We start from the raw sequence: 15055 nt of genomic DNA, 5'->3' as shown, positions 1-15055 counted from the left end.
CGCGTTCCGGGTTTGTCGCGAGGGAAAACCGCTTCACACTTTTCCGGATCATGCTCTTACGCCGCCGCCCGGCTCAGCTCGGAGGCGCCGGCGGCGCCCGCGGTCTGTTCCTTCAGCGCCGCGATCAGACCGGGACGGTCGAACTTGGCGACATAGTCGTGGAAGCCGGCCTGACGGCCGCGCTCGATCGCCGCCGGCGACACCAGCGCCGAGAGGCCGATGATCGGCATCGCGCCCAGATTGCTGTCGGAGCGGATAACTTCCGCGAACTCGAACCCGTTCATGTCGGGCATCTCGATGTCGGTCAGGACCACGTCGAAGGTCTGCGCGCGCAGAGCCGCGAGGCCCTCCTGCGCGGTCGGCGCGGTGCGGACCCGGTAGCCGGCGGCCTTGAGCACCGGAGCCAGCATGTTGCGGAAGAACGCGCTGTCGTCGACCAGCAGCACCGATTGCGAGTGCAGCGACGGCTTCATCTCCTTGCGGGTGAACCAGTCGGCGAACGCCATCGGCAGGAAGTGGCCGACGTCGATCACTTCGGTGGCCTGGCCCTTGATCACGGCCGAGCCGAGAATGCCCTGGCTGGAGCCGCCGACCTCGATGTTGAGCCGTTCCTCGACGATGTCGATGATCTCGTCGACGACGAGGCCCATGGAGCGGCCGTCGTCGGAGAACACCAGGATCGGCTGGGCGCCCTGGCTGGCAATGGTGACGCTCTCCATGGCAACCAGCGGCATCAGCTGCTCGCGGTACTGCACCATGTAGCGGCCGTTGCTGAACTCGATCTTGTCGGCGGGCAGCTCCTCCAGGCGCGTGACCAGCCCGAGCGGGACCGCCTTGGGCTGGGACGAGCCGGCGCGGAAGACCAGCAGCGAGGTGGTCTGCTCGCCCGTTCCGATGTGATGGGCCCCGTTCTCGTTGGCCATGTCATGGGCCGAGGCGCCGGCGGCGCCGAGCGCCTTGGCAATGCCGTTGGGGTCGATGATCATGATGACCGCGCCGTCGCCCAAAATGGTGTTGCCGGAGAACATGTCGATGTGACGCAGCTTCGTCGACATCGGCTTGACCACGATTTCTTCGGTGTGGAACACGCCGTCGACCACGATGCCGAAGGTCTGGCTGCCGACCTGGGTCACCACGATAAAACCGTTCTCGGGATCGGAGACGGCGCCGTCGTCGATCTTGAGCAGCTTCTTGAGGTGGATCAGCGGCAACAGCTTGTTGCGCAACCTGAGGACCGCGGTGTCCTTGATGCGCTCGATGCGGTGCTCGGAGTTGGCGCGGGCACGGACCAGTTCGACCACGGCGAGCTGCGGGATCGCAAAACGGTCGCCGGCGGCCTCCACGATCAGCGCGGAGACGATGGCCAAGGTCAGCGGAATCTTGATGGTGACGGAGGAGCCCTCGCCGGCCACCGACTTGATGTCGATGGTGCCGCCGATCTGGTCGATATTGGTGCGCACCACGTCCATGCCGACGCCGCGGCCCGACACCGAGGTGATGGCGGCCGCCGTGGAGAAGCCCGGGGCGAAGATGAACTTGTGGATCTGGGCTTCGCTCATCTTCTCGAGCTCGGCCTCGGTGGCCAGACCCGAGGAGATCGCCTTGGCCTTGATCCTGTCGGTGTTGAGGCCGCGGCCGTTGTCGGCGATGCAGATGATGATGTGGCCGCCCTCGTGATAGGCGGACAGGCGAATGGTGCCCTGCTCGCCCTTGCCGCCGGCGAGACGCTCGGCCGGGGTCTCCAGGCCATGGTCGGCGGAGTTGCGCACCATGTGGGTGAGCGGGTCCTTGATCAGGTCGAGCACCTGGCGGTCGAGCTCGGTGTCGGCACCGTGCATCTCCAGCTCGATCTGCTTGCCGAGTTCGCCCGAGAGGTCGCGGACGATGCGGGGCAGCTTCTGCCAGGCATTGCCGATCGGCTGCATGCGCGTCTTCATGACGCCTTCCTGCAGCTCGGCGGTGACGTTGGACAGCCGCTGCAACGGCACCTTGAACTCGGTGTCCTCGTTGCGGCGGGAGATCTCCAGCAGCTGGTTGCGGGTCAGCACCAGCTCGGAGACCATGGTCATCAGATGCTCCAGCGTATCCACGTTGACGCGGATCGACTGGTTGGCGATGCGGTCGCCCTCGGAGGCCGTCTCGTCGGCCCCCGACTTCTTCGGGGCGGGCTTTGCCTTGGCGTCCTTGGCGTCCTTCGCCGCGCCCTTGGCAGCTTCCTTGGCAGCTTCCTTGGCCACAGGCGCCGGCGCTTCAGCGGCCGGTGCGGGCGCGGCCTTTACTTCAGCTTTGGCAACGGGCGCGGGGGCCGGGGCTTCGATCGCGGTCTCGCGGAAGGCGCGCTCGAGCTCGTCGAGCGACACTTCGCCCAGACGCAGCGGCCGCTCCAGGGTCTGGTCGGCCAGCACGCCGGAGGTCGGCGCGGCTTCAACGGCGACAGGTGCTTCCGGCACCAGCGGCGGCGCTTCGGCCACGGGAGCAGCAGCGACACCTGCGGCCATGCCGTGCTCGACCATCGCTTCCAGCTTGTCGATCAGGTCGCGGTCGGTGCCCTCGGGCTCGGCTTCGGTCGCCTCCAGACCGGCGAGGATTTCCTTGATGCGGTCGATCGAGGACAGGATCACCGTCACCGCCTGCCCGGTCACCGGCATGCCGTCACGGAATTTGCCCATCAGCGTCTCGCCGGCATGCGCCAGCGCTTCCAGGCGCGGCAATCCGAGGAAGCCGCACGTGCCCTTGATGGTGTGGACCAGGCGGAAGATGTTATCCAGGATCTTGGCGTTGTTCGGCTCCTGCTCGAACTTCACAAGCTGATTGTCGACCGTGTCCAGGCTCTCGCCGGTTTCCGTCAAAAACTCCCGCAACAGATCATCCATGAAAACAGGCCTTCATACAGGGAGGGCGCGCACGTGACGTGATGCGCCATTTCGGAATGAGGCCAGCTTCACCGCAAAGCGTTTAATAATGGTTGAGTATGTGCAAAAGAACGGAACCAACAAAGAGATAAGGCGCTCCGGACAAGCCGAAGCGCCTTGTAAAGATTCGATTAACGTTTGAGAGCGTCTTCGTGCCTACGAAGCGATTATGGTGATGGCCTCGCCTTCGTGCGCAAGCCTCACGGTGAGCCCGCAAGCCTCTGCCAGCAGCCGCGTGTAATAAGGCTGGATCGCGTGCGCATCCGCGGCCGGGCCGCGCTCGCCGCTCAGGAGCTCGGAGATGTTCAGCGGCAGGCGCGCATTATGTCCGGTCGCGGTGATGCGGAAGCTCATCGTCTCGCCCTCGCCGATCGGGTCGATCGTCAGCGTGCCGCCGCGCGGAATCGTGTGCTGCGAAACGACCAGCATGTTGAGCAGCAGTTTGACGCGATTTTTCGGCATCAGGATCCGCGGCAAATTCCAGGTGATCGAGCACTTGCCGTCCTCGATGTGGCCGCGCGCCATGGTCTGGGCATCGCCGAGATCGATCTGCGCGCCGGACGAGCCGGCTGCCCCGAAGGCGAGGCGACAGAACTGGAGGCGGGCGGAGGCGGTTTTCGCGCTCTTGCGAATCAGGTCGAGCGCGAACTCGCGGTCGTCGGGCTTGGGGTTGTCGTCGAGCACTTCGAGCCCATTGACGATGGCGCCGACAGGGCTGATGAGATCGTGGCAAACCCGCGAGCACAGCAGCGCAGCGAGTTCGAGCGCATCTGGAGCGGTAGCGGTAGCGGGTGACGAAGCGTCAGACATAAAGGGTTCCTGGAATTGCACGGCGCGGACGCGGCGAATCACGCATGCTTGACGAATGCCGCGGGTTCTAACATTCGCAAGCCCGTGGCAGCTAGCTTGCGATCGGTTCGAAGCGGCCATAAAGCCGCGGCGAATCACTCGAGGAGGGATGGAATTGCCGATGAATGAGGCATGCAGGTGAAGCGGATCATCGATGGCGCGGCCGCCTCCCAGCTGATGGAGCCGCTCACCGCCCTGGTGGTGAAGGCGGGCGGGGCCATCCTCGCGGTCAACCGCGCGGCGATGCGGGTCGACGGCAAGCAGGACGGCTCGCCCGTGACCGAGGCCGATCTTGCCGCTGACCGCATCATCGCGGACGGCCTGGCGCAGCTTGCGGGCGATATCCCGACGCTCTCGGAAGAGCGGACCCAGCTCGCCTCGCCGCCGTTCCGCGACAGTTTCTTCCTGATCGACCCGCTCGACGGCACCAAGGAATTCGTCGCCGGGCGCGACGAGTTCACCGTCAACCTCGCCCTCGTGACATCAGGCGTGCCGCTGCTGGGCATCGTCAGCGCCCCGGCGCTGGGGCTGCTCTGGCGCGGCATCGTCGGCCGTGGCGCCGAGCGGGTGAGTTTTGGCGGCGCGACCATCGGCGCGGCCGAACCGATCCATACCCGCAAGCTGCCGACGCCGGGCGAGCCCTGGATCGCGGCGGTGAGCCGCTCGCACGGCGATCCCAAAAGCGAGGCATTCATCGATGGCCGGCCCAATGCCGTGCGAAAGATGGTCGGCTCGGCCGTGAAATTCGGCCGGATCGCGGAGGGCAGCGCCGACATCTATCCCCGCTTCGGGCCAACTTGTGAGTGGGACGTCGGGGCCGGCTGCGCGGTCGTGACCGCGGCCGGCGGCAGGGTGACCGACGGCAGGGGTGGCGAACTCCGCTTCGGCGATCGGCACGATGGCGGCTTCATCATCCCGGCGTTCATCGCCTGGGGCGACCCGCAGGCGGTGGTTGCTACTGACTGAGCTTGTCCTGGAGGGCCGGCCAGCGCTTGCCCACCTCATGGAGGAAGCGCTCGGGATTGGCGGCGAAGGCGTCGCGATTGGATTCCCGACTGAACAGATAAAGCCGCTGCGCCGCGATCACGAACAAGCGCGGATTGCCGGCGACGGTCACGCCGCGGGCGATATCGACCGGATCATAGCCGCCGAACTGCGGTCCGTAGATCTCGGGGTGGGCCAGGAAAGAGGCCCGGTTGCCCTCGTTCCGGAACCGCCAGACAGCGTCCCAGAGGTTCGCTTCGAACTCCGCCGTGCCCTGCACGGCCGTGCCATCGACGAAATAGGCCACGGGGTCGAAGCCCTCGATCGCTACGCCGTTGAAACGATTGACGACGATCCGCTCGGTGGTGGCCGCCCGCGCCGGCAACCCCGGACAGATGATCCAGATGCCCGACAGCAGGCAGACCAGAAGGCCGATCAAGGCAATTCCGGGGCGCAAAGGGCTGGCTTCCTGCCGTTGTGCCGTCATAGTTGCTGCGGATAACATCCGAGTCGAGGGGACATTCGGCGCAACCTAGAGCCGCGCCTGTTGGCGTCAGGTTAAGGAGGCGACCGGTTTCGCTACCAGGGGTTCTTTTATGACTTTCGCATCACGCCTTGCTGCGTTCGCGCTTGCCGCGATGGTCGGCTTGATCGTGCCGGCCGCCGCCCAGCAGGCGGCGCCACCCAATTTGCCGCCGCCGCAGCGGACCCAGACGCCCAGCACCTATGGGCCGGACGAACTCGTGAACGCCGGCCATCGCTTCTTCGGCAACGTCTCGCGCGGTCTTGCCTCGATCATCGAGAAGGCGGTCAGCCAATGGGGCCTGCCCAACGGCTATATCCTCGGTGAGGAAGGCTCCGGCGCCTTCGTCGCCGGCCTGCGCTACGGCGAAGGCACGCTCTACACCAAGAACGCCGGCGATTTGCGCGTCTACTGGCAGGGCCCCTCGCTCGGCTTCGACTGGGGCGGCGACGGCGCACGCACCATGACGCTGGTCTATAATCTGCCCGCCACCAATGCGATCTATCAGCGCTTCGCCGGCCTCGACGGCTCGGCCTACATCATCGGCGGCTTCGGCATGACGGCGCTCACCGCCAACAACATCGTGCTGGTGCCGATCCGCTCGGGCCTCGGCCTGCGGCTGGGAGCCAATATCGGCTATTTGAAATTCACCCCGCGCGCGACCTGGAACCCGTTCTAGCGTTCCGCTTTCCCCTCCGGCGACGGATCAAGGTTAACGACATGTCGGGGCTGGCTTTTTGCCGGCCCCGCATGCAATGTCGTTGGTAAATTTTTCCTTAGCTTTCGGAGTTCTGGCCCATGGTCGAACCGATCATGTACCTGGCGATCGGTTTCCTGCTCTCGATGCTGTGCGGGCTTGCGATCGTGCCGCTGGTGCATAACCGCGCCGTGCGCCTGACCACGCGCCGGCTCGAGGCGGCCACGCCCTTGTCGATGGCCGAGATCCAGGCTGACAAGGACCAGCTCCGCGCCGAATTCGCCATGTCGGCGCGACGGCTCGAGATGAGCGTCGACCAGCTCAAGAACAAGACCACGAGCCAGCTCGCCGAACTCGGCAAGAAGAGCGACGCCATCAACCGCATGAAGATCGAGCTCGGCGAGAAGAACGCCACGATTTTCGCGCTCGAGGCGCGCGAGAAGGCGGTGAAGGAGCAGCTCCGCGCCACCGAAGAGGAATTCAACACCAAGACCGAGGCCCTGCGCGCCGCCGAGAATGCGCTGACCGACAAGCGGGGCGAATTGGCAAAAATCAATTCCGAGCTGTCCGACCGCTCGATGATGGCCGAGAGCCGCCAGGTCGAGCTGGTCGCGGTCCGTGCGCAGATCGAAGAGCTGAAAAACCGCGTCGGCGACGCCGAGAAGGAATTTGCCGCAACGCAGACGCGGCTGACGCAGGAACGCACCGAATCCGAGACCGCCTCGCGCGAGCTTGGCGACGCCCGCGGCCGCGTCGAAAATCTGAGCCAGCGCGTCAACGAGCTCGATCGGCAGCTCATCGTGCAGGTCAAGGAAGCCGAGATGCTGGCGGGCCGCGTCACCGACCTCGAAGGCCGCCTCGCCACGCAGGGCAAGCTGCTTGCCGAGCGCGACTACGAGAATAACCAGCTCCGCCAGGCCAATGAGGGCAACGAGCGCACCGTCAAGGAGTTGCGCGTCGAGATCGCAGCGTTGAGCGGCGGCAAATCGTCGGCCGCAATGGAATCGCTCCGCGCGGAAAAGACCGCGCTGGAGGAGCAGCTCCGCACCGCCCGCGACGAGCGCGCCAAGCTCCAGCGCGACATCAACGCGATCCAGCAGCAGGCTGAGAGCTCCTGGGCGACCGAGCGGATGGAGAACGCGCTGCTGCGCGAGCGCATCAACGACATCGCAGCCGAGGTCGCAAAGCTCGCGATGCAGCTCGAAGGCCCGAACTCGCCAATCGAGGCACTGCTTGCGGCCGAGGCCGGCCAGCCGCCGAGGCCCACGCCGCGCCCGGCCAATGACGCCGCCACCAATGGTACGGCCGCAGGCACCCTGCCCGAAGGCGGCGGAACACTCGCCGAACGCATCCGCGCGCTCCAGGCCCACGCCTCCCGCGCCCGCCAGCAGGGCGCGTAGGCGGCCCCAAAACGGTCTCACTGCCGGATTGCGCCGTCTCTGGAAGGTTTTCGGGCCTTGAGGCGCCCTCAAAACTTGACACCTTCGGCCCGCACTTCTAAATCGCGGGCTCCAATGCGCCGGCCGGCCGAAAGTCCGGCCTGCATGATGGTCCCGGGTGCATAGCTCAGCGGGAGAGCGTTCCCTTCACACGGGAGAGGTCCAAGGTTCGATCCCTTGTGCGCCCACCATCCATCTTCCTGAACCATCCCGCTTCGATCAATCCCGGCCACCTGACCGCCCACTTGGCGGCTGTCCGGACCCGTCCGATTCAAAAAATCGAAAACAACCCCATGCACAGTAGCCGACGCGAGCGGAATCAATGGGTTGCGTATTTTCCGAACTCCGGTTTGACTCGTCGCGCAAAACACGGGCAGGATGTGACCGTCCGCGGCGATCGACTGCTCGCCCTTGCTTGAAGCAGGAAGCCGACCGATCTTACTTGGGTCTTACCAAGGATACCTCATGGCTGCCGCCAAGCTGACAACGATCGCGCCTCTGCGGCGATACCCGCCTCCATCTCTTCCACGCTCTTTGGCTTGCCCCGATAGCGGAGCGACGCGAAGACGTCGACCACCTTGGCCGCGGGGAACAGCGAGGACGGTTTTAGAAGCACTCCGTTCAGCGTGCTCTCGATCGTGAGCTGCGTACCCGCCCGCCAGCTGAGCTCATCCCGGCGCTAGCATCTTCCGGAAGCTCAGCCACAGATCTCCATCATCGCTTTCGATCTACCGTCTCCGGAAGCGAGACCGGAGCCACCCGGGACTAGCTTACAACCTGATCGAACCGGCCTGCATCCCGCACCGTTGCAAAACATCTGGCCGGTAGCTTGCGGCTTGGCCGGCGCCGACTCGACCTGCTTCCGTTGCTCGTCCCGTTTCCTGGAGTCCTCACGCGCGGTGGCGGGCTTCCTGTCAGGGATCTTTTCACATTCGTTGTCGTCGTTGACGCGGGACCCTGCCCTGCATGTGATCCTGGAACATTGATCGCCGTCCGCTCTGAAGCCGCGATCGCACACCAGCGGGCAGACGCGGCCGGGCTTGGTCTTGATCGCGTCCAGCGCGTCGAAGCTCGCAAGCTTGGCGTCAAACTTCGTCCCGGCGTGCTTGTTGAACAAGGTCAGCGAGCGCTGCGACGAAGCGTTCCAGTCGCCGTCGGCTGCCGTTGCCAGACAACCGACCCGGCGCAATTCTGACTGCAGCAGCTTTGCCGTCTCCTGAGGAGACAGGCTGGGCTGTGATGAAGCGGGAGCGACGGCTGCGACTTTCTGTTCGCCCTCCACCTCCGCCTTCTTCTCCGCGGCCTGTCTGGCCGCCAGCTCGGTAGCCGCCTTGTCATTCGCAATTCTGTCGGCGAGCGCCTTCTCGGCGGCTTGCTTTTCGGCCAACGCCTTTGCGACAGCGCCTTCGGCCTCCTTGCGCCGGTGCTCGGCAGCAGCTGCTTTCGCCTCCTCGGCCCGATTGGCCTTTTCTGCCGCGAGCTTGGCGTCCTCGGCAGCCCTGGCTGCGGCGGCCCGCCTTGTCCTGTTCGGCCTTCTGGGCGCGCTCGGCCACGAGCCGAGCCTTCTCATCTTCAGCCCGCCGGGCCTTGTCGGCAGCAGCAGCGCGGGTGTCCTCGGCCGCTATCCGGTTCAACTGCCCCTTGGCGAGGCTCGCGTAAAAACCATCGGGATATTGCGCGAGAAAAGCGGTCCAGACCTCTCGGGTGGCGATCTGGAGCGCGAGTTCGTAATCTCGGCGGATCGCGTCCTGCGGGCTCGCCTGCGGCCCTGCCGCGACCGGCTTGGCCGGGACCAGCGACACGTCATCGCCGCCGAGCGAGCCGTAGACGTAAGGCTCCTGCTTGTAGCCGGTGTTCTTGAGAACATCGTCGCGGACAAAGCCGAAGGCCTTGCGCAGATCGAGTCCCGGCGTAGGAAGGCGTTCGACCAGCGCAGCCGCAAACGGACTGTTCCTGGAGTCGCCGTCCGAGGCCGTCGACCCCGCCTTCGCGGCAAACGCGATCATCGTGTTCGGGCTCGTAGGCTCGATCTTGGCGAGGCCGCGACCGATGGCGCGCGCGGCGACGGTCCGCTTCATGGTCTTGGCGAACGGGTTGTCGCGGCAGGCATCGAGAATGACGAGGCGAAGCTGCTTTGCAGGCTCGACTGCGAACAGCGCCCGGTCAAGCGCCACCGTCTCGTCAAGAACGTCACTGTCAGTCTCCAGCGCTGCGTCGGTCGGAATCAGGTAATTGGTGCCGTCCAGCTCGATGCCGTGCCCCGCATAGTAGATGACGGCCACCTCGGCATCGCGCGCTCGACCGCCAAACTCGCGCAGAGCTTTTCGTATCTCGACGGCATTCAGATCCAACTTGATGTCGACGCTGTCGAAGCCCGCCTTCTTGAACATGCCGCCGACCAGCGTCGCATCGTTCACGGGGTTGGCGAGCCGGGGAACGCTCTTGTAGGCAGAATTGCCGATGACGAGCGCAACCCGACGTTCGGCCTGCGCCGCTCCGCAGGTCAGCCAGATCAAAAGGAACACTGAAAACCAGCGAAAAGCGCCCATCGTAGCCCCAAACAGCAAGCGCGCAGCCTATGCGGAGCCTGCCGAAAGGCAAGCATCCAATCCGTGAGGCTAATCACACTCCGGGCGCAAAGAACGAAAGCCTCTTCGCACTCATCAAGCTGTTACGCGGCCCGCGCCGGTCGCCAGGCCGCGTAGAGACCGACTAGTGTCCCGATGACGACCAGCGCTGCCGCCAGCAGGACCTGCAATTCCCCATCGTCGGTCGTGCCTACGGACGATACAAGTCTGGTCACGACGACGAACAGAACGCCCACGGAGGCCGCTGCACCCACGCCGAGATAGGCGAGCTCCCGCGTCAGGTCGCGGCCGAGAAGTCCGAGTGCGGTGAAATACATCGCGCAAGCGTTGGGATGAACGAACAGGGCAACGCGCGCGTAAGGACCGTAGGCGTCGAGGAGGGACCCGCACCGTCTCAGTGCCGCTTTCGAGGCCACCCGCTGCAGGAGCGGTCTGAAAAAACGAGCCTGTCCGTAACTCAGAACGGCGCCCACGATGATGGCCAGCCACGCCACGATAAAAACCGAGACATCAGCGGGCTTCGGATTGAGCGCCACGGACATCAGGATGAGGGCGGTTCCGGGAAAATAGCCAAAATACGGGAAGACCGACTCCAGGAGCACGCAGACGAACACGAAGACCGGAAACCATGACGAAGCCGCTGCATCGTGGACGATGGCGTTCAAGTCGAAGAGGTCAGTCTTGTACAGGACGAGGTACATGCACATGGCGAATCCGGCCAGCGCGTAGAACGGCAACGCCCCCGAGAGAAACCGTCTCATCCAGCCGCCATGCTTTGCTTCGCGGACACGGCGGAGACCTTCGATATCAGCACAAGACAACGGAAAGGCATGGTTTATGTTTAGGCGAATGAGATTGCCCCTGTCGATAGCAATGCTCGCCTCAGCTGCGCGGGCCATTCGCCGCATTGAAATGCCCGCCGATCGGGAAGGCGCAGTCAATCACAGACCCAGTGTGACTTCGGCCCAGTGCATCGCAGTGCTGCCGCCCAGAAACTCGATCACACGGGGTTCGATGGTCTCCGGCCGATCGTGGCCAATGACCGCGGTCGCTGCGATCATGTCGCAACGCTCGTTGTAGACGACCGACACCAGCGTTTTGCCGGGAGCGCCACGTGAGTTGAGCGTGTAGGCGCGGCTGCGACCTTTCATCCACGCAATCGTGATGGGATGGCCGGAACCGAGTGGAGAGACTTCGCCCAGGAGAACGGTATCGCCCATACGATCGAGGTCATCATCATCGGCGACGCCCGTCGTGCAATTACAAAAACCTATCTTGGCGCGCAGGTACAGCGTCACCTCGACACCGCAGTCGGCCGCCTTGCAGCGGAACGACTTTCCTTTGCCCCATTGGTCAATCGAGAAGGGCCACGTCACCTCCTGCCACACCGGCGTGGCGGAATTTGCGGCGGCATGCCGTGGCATATAGAGCCACAACAGCGATGCCGCCAGCGTGCTTCCCAGCGCGATTGCGGCGAAGGCGATGGCGGCTGCCCTTCTCATCACTCCACCGTTCTCGTTCCGGCTCAGTTGCTGGCGAGATATCTCTTCGCCGCCGCAACCTCGGGGCGCTCCGAATCGGCACTGGCCGTCAGCGTTACGAGCTGTTGACAGTTCTGTCGTGCCGCTTCCTTGTCACCAAGGGCTTCGGCCGCTTTGGCCGCCCCCGCGAAAGCGTGCAAGCGGTTCGGCTCTTTCGCCTTGGTTGCCTCGAATGCAGCAAGCGCCTCCCTGGCCATGCCGCGATCGAGCAGCATGAAGCCGTAAAGCTCGCGCGCCGGCGCCAATGGTCCGGGCGTGATCACATGCTTTTCCGTCTTGTCCTCGGCATCCGCCGCGGCACTCATCGCATTGAGGGCCTCGTCATACTTGGCCTCGGCGTAAAGCACCCAGGCGACGGCGACCTGACGCTGGACGTCGACGATTCCGGACCAATAATTGTCTTTGGCGTCCTGCAGCTTGTCGCGCAATTCCGCCAGCTTCTGGATGTCGGCCTTGGCGGCTTCCGGCTTGCCGGACCGTGCCGCGCCGAGGGCGCGCGCGAAATGCGATACTGCCATCGCGAAGTTGAGGCCGCTCGGCCTGACCGGCAGCTGCGATGCATCATCCCAATCGCTACGGTCGATCGCATAACGCGCCGGCGAAGCCGCCAGCGCGTAATCTGCCGCTGCGACTGTCGCCTTGAAGCCGGTCTCCTTGATCATGTCGTCGATGACGGCGCGGGCCTGCTTGTCCTGGCCGAGCTGCAGGTGAGCATAAACCATGTAATCTTGCGCGTGCAGGTAGTTGCCGACCGACTTTTCGGCCATCGCGGCTTTCACGGAAGCGGTGTTGGACTCGATCGATTCCTTCCAATAGCCGACGCGTGTGTAGATGTGGGAGGGCATGTGCTGGGCATGCGGCGCGGCCGGTGCGATCTTGGCGTAACGATTGGCTGCATCGAGCCCTTTCTGCGCCAGCGCCGGGTAGTCGTAGAGGTGGATCAGATAATGCGTCACGCCCGGATGCTGCGGCAGCCGCCTGGCAATCGGCTCGAGGATCGCCGCGCCCTTGGTCTGCTGCGCGTAAGTCTTGTCGTTCAGATCCGCGGACGTATTGAGCGTAATGGCGTAGGCGATCTGGGCTTCCTCGTCGTCTGGATATTTTGCCGCGACGCGCGCCTGCGCGTCACGCAGCATGCGCATCCGCTGGGCGTGCGGGATGTTGTCGTAATCGGCATACATCACCATCAACGCATCGATGTAATCGCGTTCGCGTTCGGTCGCGGCTCCGATCTCCTTGGCCTTCATGATCGCGGCGAGGCCCGGCGCCAGGTTCGGCTTTGGAATCGCATTGTGCGGATTGTCCATGTAGGTGAGCGCAATGCCCCAATAGGCCATGCCGCATGTCGGGTCAGCCTTGATGGCTTCCTCGAAGATCTCCTTGGCGTTGAGATACCAGTAGGAATGCTGATAGCGCATCCCGCGATCGAAGCGGCGCTGGGCCACATCGTTGCAAGAGGTCTGGAAATGAACGCTGCCGAGCTGCTGATCTACATCGTCTTGCGCGGCCAGAGCCTGTGGTCCTGATAGGCCGAGACCGGCTACGATGACGAGGAACAGGGACTTTCGCATGGATCCCTCCCTTTGCCTGACACGCAATGTATTGGTCTTGATGGCCCTCACTATATGACGTTCGCGGCTTTTGAACAGCGAAGTGAATCGCGGCAGCGCGACTGACCCAGCGGCGCCTCGGAGTTGGCGAAACCGGTCCGAAGCCAGAGCTGTCGGGGTTTGATCCTTATACGCCTACCATTAGGCCTCAGATCGCATCCCTACCCGATCGACAGAATCTCGATCTCTTGCACGCCCGATCCCACGACGTCTCCCACCGCCTTTCCCATCAGCGACCTCGCGACAGGCGCGACGAACGAGATCGAGCCGGCCTTGGGATCGGCTTCGTCCTCGCCGACGATGCGATAGGTTTGCACGCGGCCATCGGTGCGGCTGAAGGTCACGGTGCTGCCGAAGGCGACGATATCGGTCGACACCGGGGCGGGAATGACCTGCGCCGTGCGCAGCCGTTCGGTGAGATAGCGGGCGTCACGCAAGGGCACCGCCGATTGCCTGCGCTTTTCGTTGACGTCCTCGATGCGCTGCGCGGCTTCATAGCCCTCGCGCGCATCCTGAAGCTGCGTCTGCAATGCCTGCAAGCCTGCTTCCGTCACGAGATTTGGATGCGGCGAGATCGGCCGATCCGGCAATAGCGTCTCGGCGGCGGTTTCCGCGCTCTCTTCTTTGGTAAAGGCGACGCTCAAGTCGAAAATCCTGTCGAACTGTTGGGGCTCACCGCTTGCGCTTTCCCGCCGCGAGGAATTGCGCCCGCAGCCGCTGGCGATTATCCCGGACTATATCTCAAGTTCGACGAACCGGCGCAGCTTGAAGACGAGGTCCGGCATGGCCTGGCGGAACCGCGTTGCATTCCGGAACGTGGTCGAGAACGGCGCGAAGGTGATCATCGCGTTCCAGTGCCTGTAACCGTAGACCGTCACGGAGGCGCCGGTCGCCGGAAAATTCTCGAGCTTGCGCAGCTCGCCCAGGACGAGATCGGCGATCGCTTCGGCCGGCAGCAACTGCTTGCCGTCCAGCGTGGTGGCGATCTTCGCCGGCGGCTCGGCCGGCTTGGTGACAGCCGGCACCGCATCGGGCTCGTTCGCGGGTTTGGCCGGCGCAAGATCGGGAGTTGTCGGCTCGGCCAGTTCAAACCCGTTCGTCGGCGCTGTCGGCGGAACCTCAATGAGCGGCGGCGGTGCAATACTGTCTGCTGCGCGCTTGTTGCCTCCCAGGATGCTGCTGATCATGGCCACAAGGCCAGCATCCTTCACGTCGTCACTCATTACTCCCCCAGGCTTCGGCCTACTCTAGCACCGCTCGCGCGGACCGCCACTGGGGACGTATGACCGGATTCCGCCCGGCCAAGGTCCTGGTTTCAAGACTGTCACGCGGATGGCAGCGGCGGCGCAACGGCTGATCACCTCGCGCGGCCGTGCGGTCCGTCACCGTTTATCGAACGGAACGTATTGCTGGTACTGCTTGGGCACCGACCTGCGGTAGCGCGCGGGCACCGTGCCGCTGTCGACCGAGTGATCGATCTCCTGCTGCCGCGTCATCTTCTTCTTCGCCGGCTTCTTCGACGCACTCTTCTTGGAGTCGGTCGGCTGGCTGGAAGCGTCATTGGTTGCGCCCGGCGCTGTCGTTGTCGCTGCCGGCGCGGCGGTTGTCGCCGCGGGTGCCGCGGTTCCGCCGGCGGCCGGTGCGCCCTGCGCCAGCGCGAGCGGTGTTTGCATGAGAAGCGCCAGCGCTGCTGTCGCAGCCAGCAAGCATGACCTTTGCATCATAATCTCCAAAATTCCTGATTCGAATGTGGCAAGCGTAGTTCGCCGGGATCGACGCGTGCAAGTCTGCTCACAATAGGCCGGAACCCCATCGTGAACTGTGGCCGAGATCACATTGCCGGCGGCCGGCTGCGTCATGATGTACCTTGTCGCGAACGCAAGGCGTTCCGCCGACACCAACACAGGCATGA

12 protein-coding genes, 1 tRNA gene and 1 pseudogene are annotated in these 15055 nt (G+C 64.3%); 4 read left to right on the top strand and 10 right to left on the bottom strand.

Features of this window, described 5'->3' with window-relative positions:
- Positions 1-56: 56 nt before the first annotated feature.
- Positions 57-2873 carry a hybrid sensor histidine kinase/response regulator gene (locus ACVWYI_RS08585; protein WP_456661682.1) on the bottom strand — a complete coding sequence of 939 codons (2817 nt, stop codon included), beginning with the start codon at positions 2871-2873 and terminating at the stop codon, positions 57-59.
- 195 nt (positions 2874-3068) lie between these two features.
- A complete protein-coding gene (chpT, locus tag ACVWYI_RS08580; RefSeq protein ID WP_456661681.1) occupies positions 3069-3722 on the bottom strand; it encodes a histidine phosphotransferase ChpT in 654 nt (217 codons plus the stop codon).
- Between the two features lie 171 nt (positions 3723-3893).
- Between chpT and ACVWYI_RS08575 the strand changes: the two genes are divergently transcribed.
- The gene (locus tag ACVWYI_RS08575) at positions 3894-4727 is read left to right on the top strand and encodes a 3'(2'),5'-bisphosphate nucleotidase CysQ family protein (protein WP_456661680.1); all 834 of its coding nucleotides are present in this window, start codon (positions 3894-3896) and stop codon (positions 4725-4727) included.
- Here the strand turns inward: ACVWYI_RS08575 and ACVWYI_RS08570 are convergent.
- Positions 4717-5202, bottom strand: a complete 486-nt coding sequence (locus ACVWYI_RS08570) for a YHS domain-containing (seleno)protein (RefSeq protein ID WP_354047712.1) — start codon at positions 5200-5202, stop codon at positions 4717-4719. The genes ACVWYI_RS08575 and ACVWYI_RS08570 overlap by 11 nt on opposite strands.
- A 139-nt stretch (positions 5203-5341) precedes the next feature.
- Here ACVWYI_RS08570 and ACVWYI_RS08565 point away from each other — a divergent pair, with 139 nt between their 5' ends.
- The 3 genes from ACVWYI_RS08565 to ACVWYI_RS08555 all read left to right on the top strand — a co-directional run bounded on the left by ACVWYI_RS08565 (position 5342) and on the right by ACVWYI_RS08555 (position 7595).
- Positions 5342-5947, top strand: coding sequence for a DUF1134 domain-containing protein (locus ACVWYI_RS08565; protein WP_247344767.1), 606 nt, complete (start codon positions 5342-5344; stop codon positions 5945-5947).
- Positions 5948-6066: 119 nt separating this feature from the next.
- A complete protein-coding gene (locus tag ACVWYI_RS08560) occupies positions 6067-7365 on the top strand; it encodes a hypothetical protein (protein WP_456661679.1) in 1299 nt (432 codons plus the stop codon).
- A gap of 155 nt (positions 7366-7520) precedes the next feature.
- Positions 7521-7595 (top strand) — tRNA-Val (locus tag ACVWYI_RS08555).
- A gap of 506 nt (positions 7596-8101) precedes the next feature.
- On the opposite strand, the pseudogene ACVWYI_RS08550 reads toward ACVWYI_RS08555, so the two are convergent.
- The 7 genes and pseudogenes from ACVWYI_RS08550 to ACVWYI_RS08520 form a co-directional block, all read right to left on the bottom strand.
- Positions 8102-9953 (bottom strand): annotated as a pseudogene (locus ACVWYI_RS08550) (caspase family protein).
- A gap of 122 nt (positions 9954-10075) precedes the next feature.
- On the bottom strand, positions 10076-10753 hold the full coding sequence (locus tag ACVWYI_RS08545; RefSeq protein WP_354105472.1) for a hypothetical protein: 678 nt from the start codon (positions 10751-10753) through the stop codon (positions 10076-10078).
- Positions 10754-10933: 180 nt separating this feature from the next.
- Complete coding sequence (locus tag ACVWYI_RS08540) at positions 10934-11494, bottom strand: hypothetical protein (protein WP_456661678.1); 561 nt, start codon at positions 11492-11494, stop codon at positions 10934-10936.
- 23 nt (positions 11495-11517) lie between these two features.
- Positions 11518-13104 carry a hypothetical protein gene (locus tag ACVWYI_RS08535; RefSeq protein ID WP_456661677.1) on the bottom strand — a complete coding sequence of 529 codons (1587 nt, stop codon included), beginning with the start codon at positions 13102-13104 and terminating at the stop codon, positions 11518-11520.
- A gap of 200 nt (positions 13105-13304) precedes the next feature.
- Positions 13305-13787, bottom strand: coding sequence for a transcription elongation factor GreA (gene greA / locus ACVWYI_RS08530; protein ID WP_456661676.1), 483 nt, complete (start codon positions 13785-13787; stop codon positions 13305-13307).
- A gap of 90 nt (positions 13788-13877) precedes the next feature.
- On the bottom strand, positions 13878-14366 hold the full coding sequence (locus tag ACVWYI_RS08525) for a hypothetical protein (protein ID WP_456661675.1): 489 nt from the start codon (positions 14364-14366) through the stop codon (positions 13878-13880).
- A gap of 159 nt (positions 14367-14525) precedes the next feature.
- Positions 14526-14864: a hypothetical protein gene (locus tag ACVWYI_RS08520; RefSeq protein WP_456661674.1), complete on the bottom strand. Its 339-nt coding sequence runs from the start codon at positions 14862-14864 to the stop codon at positions 14526-14528.
- Positions 14865-15055 lie beyond the last annotated feature (191 nt).

This window comes from Bradyrhizobium sp. LB13.1, assembly GCF_054056815.1.
Note: the sequence above shows the minus strand (reverse complement) of the source record. Positions and strands in the feature narration are given on the sequence as shown.